Annotated in this window: 15 protein-coding genes and 1 pseudogene; 5 read left to right on the top strand and 11 right to left on the bottom strand. The window is 68.8% G+C overall.

Annotated elements, in window-relative coordinates; translation table 11 throughout:
• Positions 1-56: 56 nt before the first annotated feature.
• From AC5Y5B_RS24860 to rpsO, 3 genes are all read right to left on the bottom strand, one after another.
• Positions 57-1,439 carry a M16 family metallopeptidase gene (locus AC5Y5B_RS24860; RefSeq protein ID WP_240631771.1) on the bottom strand — a complete coding sequence of 461 codons (1,383 nt, stop codon included), beginning with the start codon at positions 1,437-1,439 and terminating at the stop codon, positions 57-59.
• Entirely contained in the window at positions 1,417-3,672 is a 2,256-nt protein-coding gene (locus tag AC5Y5B_RS24855) for a polyribonucleotide nucleotidyltransferase (RefSeq protein WP_112633752.1), read from the bottom strand. The genes AC5Y5B_RS24860 and AC5Y5B_RS24855 overlap by 23 nt, the downstream gene beginning before the upstream one ends.
• 365 nt (positions 3,673-4,037) lie before the next feature.
• Positions 4,038-4,307: a 30S ribosomal protein S15 gene (gene rpsO, locus AC5Y5B_RS24850; RefSeq protein WP_007775081.1), complete on the bottom strand. Its 270-nt coding sequence runs from the start codon at positions 4,305-4,307 to the stop codon at positions 4,038-4,040.
• Positions 4,308-4,477: 170 nt separating this feature from the next.
• On the opposite strand from rpsO, the gene AC5Y5B_RS24845 reads away from it, so the two are divergent.
• Together AC5Y5B_RS24845 and AC5Y5B_RS24840 are read left to right on the top strand one after the other, a co-directional pair.
• The gene (locus AC5Y5B_RS24845) at positions 4,478-4,819 is read left to right on the top strand and encodes an ArsR/SmtB family transcription factor (RefSeq protein ID WP_112633751.1); all 342 of its coding nucleotides are present in this window, start codon (positions 4,478-4,480) and stop codon (positions 4,817-4,819) included.
• 3 nt (positions 4,820-4,822) lie between these two features.
• Positions 4,823-5,307 (top strand): annotated as a pseudogene (locus tag AC5Y5B_RS24840) (SRPBCC family protein).
• A gap of 23 nt (positions 5,308-5,330) precedes the next feature.
• Here AC5Y5B_RS24840 and AC5Y5B_RS24835 read toward each other — a convergent pair.
• The gene (locus AC5Y5B_RS24835; RefSeq protein ID WP_500007276.1) at positions 5,331-6,317 is read right to left on the bottom strand and encodes a bifunctional riboflavin kinase/FAD synthetase; all 987 of its coding nucleotides are present in this window, start codon (positions 6,315-6,317) and stop codon (positions 5,331-5,333) included.
• Positions 6,318-6,430: 113 nt separating this feature from the next.
• On the opposite strand from AC5Y5B_RS24835, the gene mntR reads away from it, so the two are divergent.
• Positions 6,431-7,123, top strand: coding sequence for a manganese-binding transcriptional regulator MntR (gene mntR / locus AC5Y5B_RS24830; RefSeq protein WP_112633749.1), 693 nt, complete (start codon positions 6,431-6,433; stop codon positions 7,121-7,123).
• On the opposite strand, the gene AC5Y5B_RS24825 is transcribed toward mntR, so the two are convergent.
• From AC5Y5B_RS24825 to pptH, 5 genes are all read right to left on the bottom strand, one after another.
• Positions 7,120-8,382 carry an acyl-CoA dehydrogenase family protein gene (locus AC5Y5B_RS24825; RefSeq protein ID WP_500007274.1) on the bottom strand — a complete coding sequence of 421 codons (1,263 nt, stop codon included), beginning with the start codon at positions 8,380-8,382 and terminating at the stop codon, positions 7,120-7,122. The genes mntR and AC5Y5B_RS24825 overlap by 4 nt on opposite strands.
• Before the next feature lie 7 nt (positions 8,383-8,389).
• On the bottom strand, positions 8,390-9,580 hold the full coding sequence (locus AC5Y5B_RS24820; RefSeq protein ID WP_112633747.1) for a lipid-transfer protein: 1,191 nt from the start codon (positions 9,578-9,580) through the stop codon (positions 8,390-8,392).
• Between the two features lie 112 nt (positions 9,581-9,692).
• Positions 9,693-10,586, bottom strand: coding sequence for a tRNA pseudouridine(55) synthase TruB (gene truB, locus AC5Y5B_RS24815; RefSeq protein WP_500007272.1), 894 nt, complete (start codon positions 10,584-10,586; stop codon positions 9,693-9,695).
• Positions 10,583-11,263 (bottom strand): 4'-phosphopantetheinyl transferase PptT, encoded by a 681-nt coding sequence (gene pptT / locus AC5Y5B_RS24810; RefSeq protein WP_112633745.1) that lies wholly within the window; start codon positions 11,261-11,263, stop codon positions 10,583-10,585. The genes truB and pptT overlap by 4 nt, the downstream gene beginning before the upstream one ends.
• Entirely contained in the window at positions 11,260-12,237 is a 978-nt protein-coding gene (gene pptH, locus AC5Y5B_RS24805) for an ACP phosphodiesterase PptH (RefSeq protein WP_500007269.1), read from the bottom strand. Before pptH ends, pptT begins: the two co-directional genes overlap by 4 nt.
• Positions 12,238-12,396: 159 nt before the next feature.
• On the opposite strand from pptH, the gene AC5Y5B_RS24800 reads away from it, so the two are divergent.
• Positions 12,397-12,984: a DUF3558 domain-containing protein gene (locus tag AC5Y5B_RS24800; protein ID WP_500007266.1), complete on the top strand. Its 588-nt coding sequence runs from the start codon at positions 12,397-12,399 to the stop codon at positions 12,982-12,984.
• A 51-nt stretch (positions 12,985-13,035) separates the two neighbouring features.
• Positions 13,036-14,760, top strand: a complete 1,725-nt coding sequence (locus AC5Y5B_RS24795; RefSeq protein WP_500007263.1) for a CocE/NonD family hydrolase — start codon at positions 13,036-13,038, stop codon at positions 14,758-14,760.
• On the opposite strand, the gene AC5Y5B_RS24790 is transcribed toward AC5Y5B_RS24795, so the two are convergent.
• Together AC5Y5B_RS24790 and AC5Y5B_RS24785 are read right to left on the bottom strand one after the other, a co-directional pair.
• Entirely contained in the window at positions 14,719-15,291 is a 573-nt protein-coding gene (locus tag AC5Y5B_RS24790; protein WP_112633741.1) for a DUF1802 family protein, read from the bottom strand. The genes AC5Y5B_RS24795 and AC5Y5B_RS24790 overlap by 42 nt on opposite strands.
• Positions 15,288-15,557, bottom strand: coding sequence for a DUF2277 domain-containing protein (locus AC5Y5B_RS24785; RefSeq protein WP_112633740.1), 270 nt, complete (start codon positions 15,555-15,557; stop codon positions 15,288-15,290). Before AC5Y5B_RS24785 ends, AC5Y5B_RS24790 begins: the two co-directional genes overlap by 4 nt.
• Between the last annotated feature and the right edge of the window lie 99 nt (positions 15,558-15,656).

Raw genomic sequence — 15,656 nt, 5'->3', positions numbered from 1 at the left:
CTAGTCCGTCGACGGCGAGCGCCGCCACGGCGCGAGTGAGGAGGCGGACATTTGAGTTAGCCTACCATCGCCCGAAGTTGTTGCGGCAGTGATCGTTTGGCGGCATAAGGGCCCAGAACCGCGGCGCCGTAGCGCTGCCCGAGCAGCCGGTGGGCCACCGCGTTGACCTCGTCGACGGTCACCCGATCGATTTGTGCCAGCGTGTGCTCGATGCTGCGGTGTCTGCCGTAGTTGAGCTCGCTGCGGCCCAGCCTGCTCATCCGCGAGCTGGAATCCTCCAGGCCGAGCACCAGCCCGCCGCGCAACGACCCCTTGGCGATCCGGCATTCCGATTCGGTGATGCCGTCGCGGGCCACCGACTCGAGCACGCCGCTGGTCACCGCCATCACCTCGGCGAAGCGTTCCGGCTGGCAGGCGGCATACACCGACAGCGCGCCGCTGTCGGCGAACACGTCCACCGTCGAGTACACCGAGTAGGCCAACCCCCGCAGCTCCCGAACCTCCTGGAACAGCCGGGAGCTCAGGCCGCCGCCCAGCGCGGTGTTCAGCACCGACAGCGCCCAGCGATGCTCCCAGCCGCGCCCGGGCGTGCGCACACCCAGCGACACGTGGGCCTGCTCGGCGTCCCGGTTGCCCAACATCAGGACGGGACGGCCGGCGACCCGGCCGGACCCCTTGCGCGGCGCGATCGGTTCGCGCCCGCGGACCAGATGCGGCCCGAAGTGCTTGCGCACCAGCGCGACCACCTCGTCGTGGTCGACGTTGCCGGCCACCGCGACCACCATCCGCTCCGGCGTGTAGCGCCGGACATGAAACGAGTGCAGCTGGTTTCGGGTCATCGACGTCACCGAGCGGGCGGTGCCGATGACGGGACGGCCCACCGGATGATCACCGAAGAGCGCGGACAGGAACATGTCGCCGAGCGCGTCCTCGGGATCGTCGTCGCGCATGGCGATCTCTTCGAGGACCACGTCGCGTTCCAGCTCGACGTCGGAGGCCGCGCAGCACCCGTTGAGCACCACGTCGGCCACCAGGTCGACGGCCAGGGCCAGATCGCTGTCGAGCACGTGCGCGTAGTAGCAGGTGTGCTCCTTGGCGGTGAACGCGTTCAGCTCTCCCCCGACGGCGTCCATCGCCTGCGCGATGTCCACCGCCGTGCGGCTGGGGGTCGACTTGAACAGCAGATGCTCGAGGAAGTGCGCGGCGCCGGCCACGGTCGCGCCTTCGTCGCGCGAGCCGACCCCGACCCAGACCCCGACCGACGCGGAACGCACCGAGGGCAGGTACTCGGTGACCACCCGCAGGCCGCCCGGCAGCGTGCTGCGCCGCAGCGTGGCCTGGGGTGCGACGTCGGCCTCAGCGGCCTTGCCCCGGCGCAGAGCACCGGCCCGACCGGGACGCGTCCCGGTCGACGAGTCAGCTGCTCGCCGTCGCGGCATCGGCAGGTGCGGCCGCCGGAGCATCGGCGGGAGCCGAGCTGTCTTCCTCCACCAGGACCAGCGAGATCTTGCCGCGCTTGTCGATGTCGGCGATCTCCACGCGCAGCTTGTCGCCGACGTTCACCACGTCCTCGACCTTCGCGATCCGCTTGCCCTTGCCGAGCTTGGAGATGTGCACCAGGCCGTCACGGCCGGGCAGCAGCGACACGAACGCACCGAAATCCGTTGTCTTGACCACGGTTCCGAGGAACCGCTCACCGACCGTGGGCAGTTGCGGGTTCGCGATGGCGTTGATCCGGTCGATCGCGGCCTGCGCCGAGGGCCCGTCGGTGGCGCCGACGAACACGGTGCCGTCGTCCTCGATGGAGATCTGCGCGCCGGTCTCCTCGGTGATCGCGTTGATCACCTTGCCCTTGGGGCCGATGACCTCACCGATCTTGTCCACCGGAACCTTGATGGTGGTGACCCGCGGCGCGTACGGACTCATCTCGTCGGGTGCGTCGATGGCCTCGGCCATGACCTCCAGGATGGTCAGGCGCGCGTCCTTGGCCTGCGCCAGCGCTCCGGCCAGCACCTGCGACGGGATGCCGTCGAGCTTGGTGTCCAGCTGCAGCGCGGTGACGATGTCCTTGGTGCCGGCGCACTTGAAGTCCATGTCGCCGAAAGCGTCCTCGGCGCCGAGGATGTCGGTCAGCGTGACGAAGCGACGCTCGGTCTTGCCGTCGACCTCGACGTCGTCCGACACCAGGCCCATCGCGATACCGGCGACCGGGGCCTTGAGCGGCACACCGGCATTCAGCAGCGACAGGGTCGAGGCACACACCGAGCCCATCGACGTCGAACCGTTGGAGCTCAGCGCCTCGGACACCTGACGGATGGCGTAGGGGAACTCCTCGACGCCGGGCAGCACCGGAATCAGGGCACGCTCGGCCAGGGCGCCGTGCCCGATCTCGCGCCGCTTGGGCGAGCCCACCCGGCCGGTCTCGCCGGTGGAGAACGGCGGGAAGTTGTAGTGGTGCATGTAGCGCTTGGAGGTCTCGGGCCCCAGCGAGTCGATCTGCTGAGCCATCTTGACCATGTCGAGCGTGGTGACGCCCAGGATCTGGGTCTCACCGCGCTGGAACAGCGCGCTGCCGTGCGCCCGCGGCACCACGGACACCTCGGCCGACAACGCGCGGATGTCGGTGATGCCGCGGCCGTCGATGCGGAAGTGATCGGTCAGGATGCGTTGGCGCACCAGCTTTTTGGTCAGTGACCGGTATGCGGCGCTGACCTCTTTCTCGCGGCCCTCGTAGGTCTCGGCCAGGCGCGCCAGCACCTCGGCTTTGAGCTCGTCGGTGCGCGCGTCGCGTTCGGCCTTGCCGCCGATGGTCAGCGCCTTGGCCAGCTCGTCGGTGGCCACCGAGGCCACCGAGTAGTAGACGTCGTCGCCGTAGTCCGGGAACGTCGGGAACTCGCCGACCGGCTTGGCGGCGGCCCCGGCAAGCTCCTCCTGCGCGCTGCACAGCACCGAGATGAACGGCTTGGCGGCCTCGAGCCCTTCGGCCACAACGGTTTCCGTCGGCGCCTGGGCGCCGCCCTCGACGAGCTCGATGACCTTCTCGGTGGCCTCGGCCTCGACCATCATGATCGCGACGTCACCGTCGACCTTGCGGCCGGCCACCACCATGTCGAACACGGCGCGCTCGAGCTGCTCGACGGTCGGGAACGCCACCCACTGGCCGTCGATGAGCGCGACCCGCACGCCCCCGATCGGACCCGAGAACGGCAGCCCGCTCAACTGGGTCGACGCCGACGCGGCGTTGATCGCCAGCACGTCGTACAGGTCGTTGGGGTCCAGGCTCAGGATCGTCACCACGACCTGGATCTCGTTGCGCAGCCCGGACACGAACGACGGGCGCAGCGGCCGGTCGATGAGCCGGCAGGTCAGGATCGCATCGGTGGAGGGACGGCCCTCCCGACGGAAGAACGAACCGGGGATGCGACCGGCGGCATACATCCGCTCCTCGACGTCGACGGTCAGCGGGAAGAAGTCGAAGTGCTCCTTGGGGCTCTTGCTGGCGGTGGTCGCCGACAACAGCATGTTTTCTTCGTCGAGGTAGGCGACGACGGCGCCAGCGGCCTGCTGGGCCAACCGGCCGGCCTCGAAACGGATGGTGCGGGTGCCGAAGCTCCCGTTGTCGATGGTGGCGGTCGACTCGAACACGCCCTCTTCAATTTCAGCGACAGACATGGACGTCCGTACGGCCTCTCTTGTATTCAGCTTTTTCGCGTGGCCACGCGCGAACCGCAGGCCTGACGGCCACGGGTCACCCGCGGGAGGCGCTGAGTCTGAATACGGCTACGGCCATCGATCGAAGCGGCCGACCTGCCCCAGATCCGGAGAGCCCGGCAGCCACTACCGAAGACCGCCCGATGCAGACTGGCTGCTCCCTCGAACGTGCGTAGTGACACGCTGGAACGGCACACGCGGATCTGCGTGACCGCACCGTTTGCTCGGACCGAACCGGCCCAGAACGTCCTCACTCTACACGGGCGACCTCTGCCCGCCATATCGCTCGGAATTTGCGGGGCCGCGAACGCCCCGTGAGGCCTGCGTCAGCGACGCAGGCCCAGCCGCTCGACCAGCGAGCGGTATCGCTCGACATCGATCTGCGCGACGTACTTGAGCAGCCGCCGGCGGCGTCCGACCAGCAGCAGCAGCCCGCGCCGCGAGTGGTGGTCGTGCTTGTGCACCTTCAGGTGCTCGGTCAGGTCGGCGATCCGCTTGGTCAGCAGCGCGACCTGCGCCTCAGGCGAACCGGTGTCGGTGCCATGCAGGCCGTAGTTGCCCAGGATCTCTTTTTTCTGCTCGGCAGTAAGCGCCACGAACTAACTCCATCAATCGGTGCCGCGAGAAATCTTGTGCGTGGCCGCCGCGGACTGCAGCACACGCCATATCGGCTGGCGAGTCTATCAGCGGCGGCGACGTCCACCGAAATCGCAGGCCAGCGCGGCGCCGTTGACAACATACAACCATTTGGTTGTATGTTGCCCGGGTGACCGTAGACCAGGAAGACCGGGTGGACGCTCTGTTCCACGCGCTCGCCGACCGAACCCGGCGCGACATCGTGCGCCGGACACTGGCCGGGGAACACTCGGTTTCGGCATTGGCACTCAAGTACGACATGAGCTTCGCCGCGGTGCAGAAGCACGTCGTCGTGCTGGAAAGGGCCGGCCTGGTCACCAAACGACGACGCGGTCGCGAACAGCTGGCCAGCGGTGACGTGGCGACCGTGCGGTCGGTGGCCGCGATGCTCACCGAACTCGAATCCCTCTGGCGGGATCGCATCGCCCGCGTCGACGAACTCATCGCATCCGACTCACACCAGGAGGACTGAACCATGCCCGTGACCGACGTCCAGCACGACCCGGACAACCTGACGCTGACCATCACGGCGGACTTCGCCGCGCCGGTAGCCCGGATCTGGCGGTGTACGCCGACCCTCGTCAATTGGAGAAGGTGTGGGGGCCCCCGTCCCACCCGGCGACCGTCGTCGACCACAGCCTCACACCCGGCAGTCGCACGACGTATTTCATGACCGGACCGGACGGCGAGAAATACGCCGGGTACTGGGAGATCACGGCCGTGGACGAACCGACGAGCTTCTCGTTCCTGGACGGCTTCGCCGACCTGGACTTCAACCCGAACCCCGACCTCCCGGTCTCGAGAAATGTGTACACATTCGCCGAGCACAACGGCGGCACTCGCGCGACCTACGTGAGCACCTACTCCTCCGCCGAGGCGCTGCAGCAGGTGCTGGACATGGGCGTCGTCGAGGGCGCCTCTTCGGCCATCGACCAGATCGACGGCCTGGTCGCCGCCTGACGCCTCCTGGCGGCTCCTGCGGATCAGTCTTGGGCCGAGAGGGTGATGCGGGTCCGTTCGGTGTCCCTGCCCATCGCCTCGATCAGGTCCCCGATCGAGTCGAACTTGTGCTGACCGCGGATGCGGGCGACGAAGTCCAGGGCCACGTGCTGCCCGTACAGGTCGGCTTCGGTATCCAGGACGAACGCCTCGACGGTGCGGGTGCGCCCGGAAAACGTCGGGTTGGTGCCCACCGACACCGCCGCCTGATAACGCTCGCCCCGGACCATCTCCCCAGGGGCCCCCGCCCCCTGACCATGGCCGAGCACCGTGAACCACGCCGCGTACACGCCGTCGGCCGGGATGGCCGAGTACATCGGCGGCGCCACGTTCGCGGTGGGAAAGCCCAGTTCGGCGCCGCGACCGTGGCCGCGGACCACCACGCCCTCGACCCGGTGGGGCCGGCCCAGGGCCTCCATGGCCGCCACCACGTCGCCGGCGTCCACGCAGGACCGGATGTAGGTGGACGAGAACGTCACGGTCTCGTTGCTGTGGTGCTCGGAGAGCAGCGACATCGACTCCACGGCGAACCCGAAGCGCTCGCCGGCGCGTCGCAGGGTTTCGACGTTGCCGGCCGCCTTCTTGCCGAAGGTGAAGTTCTCCCCCACGACGACCTCGACCACGTGCAGGTTTTCCACCAGCAGCTCGTGGACGTAGCGCTCCGGGGTGAGCTTCATGAAATCGGTGGTGAACGGCATCACCAGGAACACGTCGATGCCCAGCTCTTCGACCAGCTCGGCGCGCCGGGTCAGCGTCGTCAGCTGCGCGGGATGGCTGCCGGGGTAGACCACTTCCATCGGGTGCGGATCGAACGTCATCAACACCGTCGGGACGTTGCGGGCGCGCGCCGCTTTCACGGCGTGCGCGATCAGCTCGGCGTGGCCGCGATGCACACCATCGAACACACCGATGGTGAGCACACACCTGCCCCAGTCCGTGGGTATCTCGTCTTGGCCGCGCCACCGCTGCACGTCCGCAAGCCTACGGCGCCGAGTGGTCCGCCGGGAGATCGGAGCGGGGCAAACCCCGCCATGGTGTCGGGGAACACGCCGGATCAGGCGTGGGTTGCCTAAACTTTGTCGTTGTGAGGGCTGACGAGGAACGTGGCGGTATCAGCGCGGTCGGCCAGGACTACCTGAAGGTCATCTGGAACGCCCAGGAGTGGTCGCTGGAAAAGGTCAGCACCAAGATGCTGGCCGAGAAGATCGGGGTGTCGGCCAGCACCGCCTCGGAGTCCATCCGCAAACTCGCCGAGCAGGGCCTCGTCGACCACGAGAAATACGGCGCGGTCACACTGACCGAGGCGGGGCGGCGGGCGGCGCTGGAGATGGTGCGCCGCCACCGGCTGCTGGAGACCTTCCTGGTCAACGAGCTCGGCTACGCCTGGGACGAGGTGCACGATGAGGCCGAGGTGCTCGAGCACGCCGTGTCGGATCGCCTGGTGGCCCGCATCGACGCCAAGCTGGGCTTCCCGCAGCGCGACCCGCACGGGGACCCGATCCCGGCCTCCGACGGGCAGGTGCCCACCCCGCCGGCCCGCCAGCTGTGGGCGTGCGACGACGGTGACACCGGGACGGTGGCCCGCATCTCCGACGCCGACCCCGAGATGCTGCGCTACTTCACCGACGTCGGCATCAACCTGGATTCCCGGCTGCGGGTGCTGACCCGGCGCGAATTCGCCGGAATGATCTCGGTGGCGATCGATTCCGGCGACGGCGCCGAGACGACGGTCGACCTGGGCAGCCCGGCCGCCCGGGCGATCTGGGTGACGGCCTAACTCGACAGCAGACCCTTGGCGATGTGGGTGACCTGAACCTCGTTGCTACCCGCATAGATCATCAGCGACTTGGCGTCGCGGGCCAGCTGCTCCACCCGGTACTCGGCCATGTAGCCGTTGCCGCCGAACAGCTGCACGGCCTCCATCGCCACCTCGGTGGCCGCCTCCGAGGAGTACAGCTTGATGGCCGACGCCTCGGCCAGCGTCAGCGGCTTGCCGGCCTGCTGGCGCTCGATGGTGTGAAAGACCATGTTCTGCACGTTCATTCGGGCGATCTCCATCTTGGCCAGCTTGAGCTGGATCAGCTGGAACTGCCCGATGTTCTTGCCCCACAAGGTCCGGGTCTTCGCGTAATCCACGCACAGCCGGTGGCATTCGTCGATGATGCCCAGCGCCATCATCGCGATCCCGATCCGCTCGGCGGCGAAATTGTCGCGCGCGCTGTCGCGGCCGTCCCCGCTGGCGTGCTGTTCGCTCTCGCCGAGCAGCCGGTCCGGTCCCAGCCGCACGTTGTCGAAGAACAGCTCGCCGGTCGGCGAGGACATCATGCCCATCTTCTTGAACGGCTTGCCCTGCGTGAGGCCCGGCATGCCGGCATCGAGCACGAAGACCAGCACCGGGCGGTCGCGTTTGTCCACAGTCGCGTCGCCCTCGTCGAGCTTGGCGTAGACGACCAGGACGTCGGCGCAGGGCCCGTTGGTGATGAAGGTCTTCTGCCCGTTGAGGATGTAAGACCCATCTGCGTCGCGCCGGACCGTGGTCTTCATGCCGCCGAACGCATCCGAACCCGAGTCCGGCTCGGTGATGGCCCACGCCGCGATCTTGTCCAGCGTCATCAACTCGGGCAGCCAGCGTTCCTTCTGGGCCAACGTCCCGCGGCTGGCGATGGTGGCCGCGCCCAGGCCGAGGCTCACCGACGCCGTGCTGAGCAACCCGATGCTGACCCGGGCGATCTCGGAGACCAGCACCGCGATCATCGATCCCTGGGCGCCGCCACCGAAACCGCCTGACCCGTCGGGCTTTTCGCTGGATTCTTCGGCGGCGGTTCCGTCCAGCTTGGCGCGCTCGCGGTCCAGCATCTTCTTGACCGACTCGGCGGCCATGGCGTCGAGGCCGAACTGGCTGAACAGCTTGCGCGCGACGGGATACGGCGACATTGCGCCGGTTTCCAATTCGTCCAGATGCGGGCGGATCTCTTTGTCGACGAACTGCCGAACGGCATCCCGGACCATCAGGTCCGTCTCGGACCACTCGATCATGGCGCCCTTAACGCTCGGCGCGCTGGTAGGCGGTGACGACGGCCGCGCCACCCAGCCCGATGTTGTGTTGCAGTGCGGCGGTGACATTGTCGACCTGTCGCTTGTCGGCGGTCCCGCGCAGCTGCCAGGTCAGTTCGGCGCACTGCGCCAGCCCGGTCGCGCCCAGCGGGTGACCCTTGGAGATCAGGCCGCCCGACGGGTTGACCACCCAGCGCCCGCCGTAGGTGGTGTCGTTGTTGTCGATCAGCTTGGGCGCCTCACCCTCGCCGCACAGACCCAGGGCTTCGTAGAGCAACAGCTCGTTGGCCGAGAAGCAATCGTGCAGCTCGATCACCTGGAAGTCTTGCGGCCCGAGCCCGGACTGATCGTAAACCTGTTGCGCGGCTTGGACATTCATGTCATAGCCGATGAGGTTCTTGGCGCTGCCGTCGAACGTCGAGGCGAAGTCGGTGGTCATCGCCTGCCCGACGATCTCCACGGCCTGGGCGGCCAGCCCGTGGCTGTCGACGAAGCTTTCCGAGGCCAGGATCGCCGCGCCCGAACCGTCGGAGGTGGGCGAACACTGCAGCTTGGTCAGCGGGTCGGAGATCATCCGAGCGGCCAGGATGTCATCGAGCGTGTAGGACTCCTGGAACTGGGCGAACGGGTTGTTGACCGAGTGCTTGTGGTTCTTATAGCCGATCTTGGCGAAATGCTCTGCGGTGCTGCCGTATTGCTTCATGTGTTCGCGGCCGGCGGCGCCGAACATCCACGGCGCGACGGGCATCGCGAACTCGTCGATGGCGGCCATCGCCTTGACGTGGCGGCCCATCGGCGATTCGCGGTCCTGGGCGCCGCCGCCCAGCGAACCGGGCTGCATCTTCTCGAAGCCGAGCGCGATCGCGCAGTCCACGATGCCGCCGCGGATGGCCTGGGCCGCGAGGAACAGCGCCGTCGACCCGGTGGAGCAGTTGTTGTTGACGTTGACGACCGGGATGCCGGTCATGCCCAGCTCGTAGAGCGCGCGCTGGCCGGACGTCGAATCGCCGGCGACGTAGCCGACGTAGCCCTGCTGGACCTCGCGGTAGTCGATGCCGGCGTCGGCGAGCGCGTTGGTTCCCGATTCCCGGGCCATGTCCGGGTAATCCCAGCCCTCCCGGCGGCCCGGCTTTTCGAACTTCGTCATGCCGACGCCGATGACGTAGACCTTGTTGGACATCCTTGTCCCCTTCCGAACCGTGGGCGGTCTAGGCACTCAGTGTGCAACGTGGCCCAACCAACCGTTCGGCCGGGGCGGGTGACAGTGCCGGCGGTGACAGCGCCGCGGGCGGCTACAGCGTCGCCGGGCGGATCACCACCACCGACTTGGTGCGTGACCCCTCGTCGCGCAGCAGCGCCATCACCCGGCCGTCGGGATCACACGCCGCGTAGACGCCGTCGATGCCGGCCGGCTGCAGCGACCGGCCGTTGGCGGTCGCCTCGGCCTGGTCGGACGACAGGTCGCGGCGCGGGAAGATCAACAGGCAGGCCTCGTCCAGGCCGTAGCTGAGCCGGGGCCGCTCCGCCAGCTCGTCAAGCGGATACGCCTGATCGAGCCCGAAGCGCCCGACGCGGGTGCGCCGCAACGCCGTCAGGTGCCCGCCCACCTCCAGGGCGGCGCCGAGGTCGCGGGCCAGGGCGCGGATGTAGGTTCCCGACGAGCAGTCGACCTCGACGTCGAGGTCGACGACGTCGGCGCCGGCGCGGATGTCGCACACCTCGAACCGGTCGATGCGCACCGGGCGGGCCGCGAGCTCGACGGCCTGGCCCTCGCGGGCCAGCCGGTAGGCGCGCTTGCCGTCCACCTTGATCGCGCTGACCGTCGACGGCACCTGCTGGATGTCGCCGCGCAGGCCGGCCACCGCCGATTCGATCGCCTCGCCGGTGAGGTGGCGCGCCGGGACGCTGCGCACCAGTTCGCCCTCGGCATCGTCCGTGGACGTGCTCTGGCCCAGGCGGATGGTGGCGGTGTAGGACTTGGCGGTCGCGGTCAACAGGCCCAGGATCTTGGTGGCGCGCTCGATGCCGATCACCAGCACGCCGGTGGCCATCGGGTCCAGCGTCCCCGCATGCCCCACCCTGCGGGTGGCATAGATCCGCCGGCAGCGCCCGACCACGTCATGACTGGTCATCCCGGCCGGCTTGTCGACGACGACTATTCCGGGCCCGCTGGGGCTTTCGGTCATAGCACGATCGCGGTGAGCACCAGCCCCCGCTCGACGGACCAACGGCCCCGCAGTTCGGTCAGCGGCGGGCCGGACAGCGCCGCCGGGTCGATCAGGATCCGCGACACGAACCCGCCCGTCGTCGACCCGGGACCGTCGGCCTCGAACGCGATGTGGGCGTCCTCGAAGCCCAGCCACCGCTTGGTGAGCGGGAACCACGCCTTGTACGTTGCCTCCTTGGCGCAGAACAGGATTCGATCCCAATGCAGATCACCCGACAGGTTCGCCGGGATCTCGGTGCGTTCGGCGGGCAGGCTGATCGCATTCAGCACCCCGTCGGGCAACACGTCGTGCGGTTCGGCGTCGATGCCCACCGAGCGCACCGCGTCCGTGCGGCCCACCACCGCACCCCGGTAGCCCGTGCAGTGGGTCAGGCTGCCCACCACGCCGTCGGGCCAGCAGGGTTCTCCCTTCTCGCCCTTGAGGATCGGGACCGGCGGCAGGCCGAGCTCACCGAGCGCGATGCGGGCGCAGTTGCGGACGGTGATGAACTCGTTGCGCCGCTTGGCCACCGACCTGGCGATCAGCGACTCCTCCTCGGGCAGCGGCGCGAGATCGGGCGGGTCGGAATACGTCTCCGCGGAGGCCAGGCCGTCCACCATCGGGAGCACCGAGGACACCAGCTTGTCCCCCGTCATCGAGATTGCCGCTGCCGCAACCGTTCCCGGAACTGCTCGGCCTGCTGCCGCATCTCGGGAGTGATCTGGAAGTGGCCACCGAAGTCGTTGAGGTCGCCCGGCGCGTACTGCGGATCCGGCAACACCTGGCGCAGCCAGCTGGGCGGCCTGCGGCGGCGCCACTCGCGCGGATAGCCCACCGACACTTCCTCGAAGCGCACGTCGTCATACCAGGTGGTCCGCGGGATGTGCAGGTGGCCGTAGACCGAACACACGGCGTTATACCGGGTGTGCCAGTCGGCGGTCTTGGTGGTCCCGCACCACAGCGAGAATTCCGGGTAGAACAGGGCGTCGCAGGGCTCACGGACCAACGGGAAGTGGTTCACCAAAACGGTCGGCGTCATCCAGTCCAGCTCTTCGAGCCGGGCGCGGGTGATCTCCAGACGCTCGCGGCACCACGCCTCGCGGGTGGGGTACGGTTCCGAGGAGAGCAGGAACTCGTCGGTGGCCACCACGTTGCGCTCGCGGGCGATGGTCAGGCCTTCGGCTTTGCTCGTGGCTCCCTCGGGCAAGAAGCTGTAGTCGTAGAGCAGGAACATCGGCACGATCGTGGCCGGTCCCCCGCGCTCGGTCCACACTGGGAATGGATGCTCGGGCGTGACGATGCCCATCTCGTCGCACATGTTGACCAGGTACTCGTAGCGCGCCTTGCCGAAGATCTGCACGGGGTCGCGGGTGGTGGTCCACAGCTCGTGGTTGCCCGGCACCCAGATGACCTTGGCGAAACGCCGTCGTAGCAGGTCAAGGGCCCAGCGAATCTCGTCGGTGCGTTCGGCGACGTCACCGGCGACGATCAGCCAGTCGTCCGGATGGGACGGGTGCAGCGATTCGGTGACCGGCTTGTTACCCAGGTGACCGGTGTGCAGGTCGGACACCGCCCACAGTGTCGGTTGCCCACCGTTGCTCGATTCCCGCCCAGATGTATGCCCAGCCACGAATAACCACCCTAACGACTTGACCCGGCCAGGCCCCTTTCGCGGGCGTCATTTCGGCCGGCGAGCGGGTGAGTTAGAACAAGTTCAGGTTTGCCTGTGACGTCGCGCGCGGTACTTGTACACTCCCCCGAAAGGGCCGCTCGGGCGTCAGGGGGTGTCGTGTTCGCCAATGTTCGTCTGATGGGGGCGCTGGGTGCGCTGCTCACAGCGGCCATCGGGGGCACGGTGGGCTTGGTGAGCGGCCCGGCCCCGTCGGGTGGCGGGGATCGGCCCGTCGAGCTGCGCTCGACGGCCCAGCCGATGGAGACCACGATGAAGAGCCCGATCGTGGCGACCACCGATCCGCGCCCGTTCGACGCCTGCGAGGACATCCCGTTCGACGTCATCCAGCGCCTCGGGCTGGGATTCACACCGCCCGAACACGAAGACGGGCTGCGCTGCCACTTCGACGCCGGGAACTACCAGGTGGCCGTCGAGCCGATCATCTGGCGCACCTACGAGGCCTCGCTGCCCGCCGACGCCGTCGAGACGACGATCGCGGGTCACCGGGCCGCGCAGTACTGGGTGCTCAAACCGACCTACCACAACAGCTACTGGTTCTACTCGTGCATGGTCGCGTTCAAGACCAGCTACGGCGTGCTGCAGCAGGCGCTGTACTACTCGACCGTCTACTCCAACCCCGAGGTCGACTGCATGCAGACCAACGTGCAGCGCGCCAACGACCTCGCGCCGTATTACAAGTTCTGATTTCCGCCGCGCCGCGTCGCGACCGGCCGGCCGGGCCCTAGGGTGAGGATCGTGAGCACGACCATGACCCGGCCCGCGCAGCCGGCGCTGCACACCCTGCGACACCTGGGCACCAAAGCCGCCGCCCGGCTGCTCGGCCTGCCGCCGGAGACCACCGACTACACCGTGGCGCGCGTGCGCGTGCCGATGCGCGACGGGGTCTCGCTGGTGGCCGACCACTACGCACCGGCGACCGCGTCGCCGCTTGGCACCCTGCTGGTCCGCGGCCCCTATGGACGCGGGTTTCCGTTCACGCTGATATTCGGCGCGCTGTACGCCGCGCGCGGCTATCACGTCGTGCTGCAAAGCGTGCGCGGCACGTTCGGATCGGGCGGGGCCTTCGAGCCGATGGCCAACGAGGTCGACGACGGGGCCGACACCGTCGCCTGGCTGCGCGAGCAGCCATGGTTCACCGGCCGCTTCGCCTCCATCGGAATGTCGTATCTGGGGTTCACCCAGTGGGCCCTGTTGCAGGATCCCCCGCCGGAACTGGCCACCGCCGTCATCATGGTCGGTCCGCATGATTTCAACGAATCAACTTGGGGCACCGGCACATTCGCGATCAACGACTTCCTGGGGTGGAGCGACATGGTGGCGCACCAGGAGGACCCGGTGCGGGTGCGCGCCGCGCTGCGCCAGCTGCAGACCCGCCGCAGGGTGGCCCAGGCCGCGGCCGCGGTGCCGCTGGGCGACGCCGCGCGCGGCGTGCTGGGCACCGGCGCACCGTGGTTCGAATCCTGGGTCGAACACAGCGAACCCGACGACCCGTTCTGGGATGCGTTGCGGTGCACCCAGGCGCTGGACCGGGTGCAGGTGCCGGTGCTGTTGGTGGGCGGCTGGCAGGACATCTTCATCAGGCAGACGCTGCAGCAGTACGCGCACCTGCGCGGTCGCGGTGTCGACGTCGCGCTCACCGTCGGCCCCTGGACGCACACCCAGTTGCTCACCACCGGGTTTTCCACCTGCGCCCGGGAGTCACTGGACTGGCTGGGCACGCACCTGGGTGGCGCGGCCACGTCGCGCCGGCCCAGCCGCGTGCGCGTCTACGTCACCGGCGGGGGCGGCGGCTGGCGCAGCCTGCCTGACTGGCCGCCCGCCACCACCGGACGCGCGCTGTACCTGCGGCCCGGCGGCTACCTGGGTGAGACCGCGCCCACCCTGAAGGGGTTGGCGCCCGCCACCTTTCGCTACGACCCGACCGATCCGACACCGACCACCGGTGGCCCGTTGCTGTCCGCCAACGGCGGATACCGCGACGACAGCCGGCTGGCATCGCGCGATGACGTGCTGGCCTTCACCAGCGCGACGCTCACCGAGGACTCCTACGTCTACGGCTGCCCGGTCGTCGAGCTCGCCCACGGCGCGGACAGCCCGCACGCCGACCTGTTCGTGCGGGTGAGCGAGGTCGACGCCAAGGGCCGGTCACGCAACGTCAGCGAGGCGTATCGACGGCTGCGCCCGGCGTCAAAACCGAAGTCGGAGAAGATCGTTCGCCTCGACCTCGACGGCATGGCCCACCGCTTCCGGGCCGGTTCGCGCATCCGGGTGCTGATCGCCGGCAGCTGGTCGCCGCGCTACGCGCACAATCTCGGCTCCGGCGAGCCGGTGCTGACCGGCCGGCAGCCCACGCCGGTCACCCACACCGTGCGCTACGGACGCTCCCGGCTGGTGTTGCCGGTCGGGCCCGCCGAGTTGTCAGCCAACGGCGTCGCGGACCCGGGCCGCGACCGCGGCTAGCGCCGCCTGGTCGTGAACGGGGTGGCGCCCCGGCGCCGCCAAAGAAGCCTGCACCGGCAGCTCCACCCAGCTCTTGCAGCCGCCGTACTCCGGGGCCCGGCTGAGGCGCATCGGCTCGGACAGCGGGAGCACCGAGACCACCAGCACCGCGAGTTTGTGCTTGGGACGGAAGTCAAGCCGGTCGGCGCGCACCGACTCGGCGGTCCAGATGTGCAGGTCCTCGATGGCCGCCAGGCCGTCCGGGCGCTCAACCGGCACCGCCGCAACGACTTTCGCGGCGGCCCGGATCACCAGCTCCTCGTCGGTGCTGTCCGCGGCCGCCGGTGTCAGCAGGTCCCGATGCTCGGCGCGCACCCGCTCGGCGTGGCTGTGCGCGACCGTCGGGAACAACAGGAACTCGCGGGCGGCCAGTTCGAACCGCTTCTCCCCGATGCCGCCCTTGCGCAGCAACACCCGCTGGCGACCGTCCAGCAGCGCGTGCACCGCCGCACTCCACTCCTTGAGCGCGGGCGTCGTTGTGATGACGGTCATTTCGCGCCCGCCATGCGCGCGATCACCTCGGGCCGGCGCAGCGGCGGGACGGTCTTGGGCGGCTGGCGCCGCGGCGGCAGCTGAGCCAGCAACCGCGTCGTCGTCTCGGTGACCTCGGCGACCGCCGCCTCGAACGCGTCGACATGAGCCGCCGACGGGCGGGTGATCCCGCTGACCTTGCGCACATACTGGCGGGCCGCCGCCGCGATCTCCTCGGCGGTGGCCGCCGGCCGCAGCCCGCGCAATTCGGTGATGTTCCGGCACATCTTTCCCACGATAAGCGCTGCTCGCCGGCGCCGCTCCCCGGAGCATGGGCCGGCGGCAAGGCGGCCCGCCGCCCCGGCGGCCGACTGGCTACGGTGAAG

Source organism: Mycobacterium sp. NGS33 (genome assembly GCF_059812885.1).
Note: the sequence above shows the minus strand (reverse complement) of the source record. Positions and strands in the feature narration are given on the sequence as shown.

Coding starts and splice junctions, on each gene's coding strand:
- AC5Y5B_RS24860 (WP_240631771.1), bottom strand. CDS start 1,439: ATGCCGCGACGGCGAGCAGCTGACTCGTCGACCGGGACGCGTCCCGGT.
- AC5Y5B_RS24855 (WP_112633752.1), bottom strand. CDS start 3,672: ATGTCTGTCGCTGAAATTGAAGAGGGCGTGTTCGAGTCGACCGCCACC.
- AC5Y5B_RS24825 (WP_500007274.1), bottom strand. CDS start 8,382: ATGATCGAGTGGTCCGAGACGGACCTGATGGTCCGGGATGCCGTTCGG.
- AC5Y5B_RS24820 (WP_112633747.1), bottom strand. CDS start 9,580: ATGTCCAACAAGGTCTACGTCATCGGCGTCGGCATGACGAAGTTCGAA.
- truB (WP_500007272.1), bottom strand. CDS start 10,586: ATGACCGAAAGCCCCAGCGGGCCCGGAATAGTCGTCGTCGACAAGCCG.
- pptT (WP_112633745.1), bottom strand. CDS start 11,263: ATGACGGGGGACAAGCTGGTGTCCTCGGTGCTCCCGATGGTGGACGGC.
- AC5Y5B_RS24790 (WP_112633741.1), bottom strand. CDS start 15,291: ATGACCGTCATCACAACGACGCCCGCGCTCAAGGAGTGGAGTGCGGCG.
- AC5Y5B_RS24785 (WP_112633740.1), bottom strand. CDS start 15,557: ATGTGCCGGAACATCACCGAATTGCGCGGGCTGCGGCCGGCGGCCACC.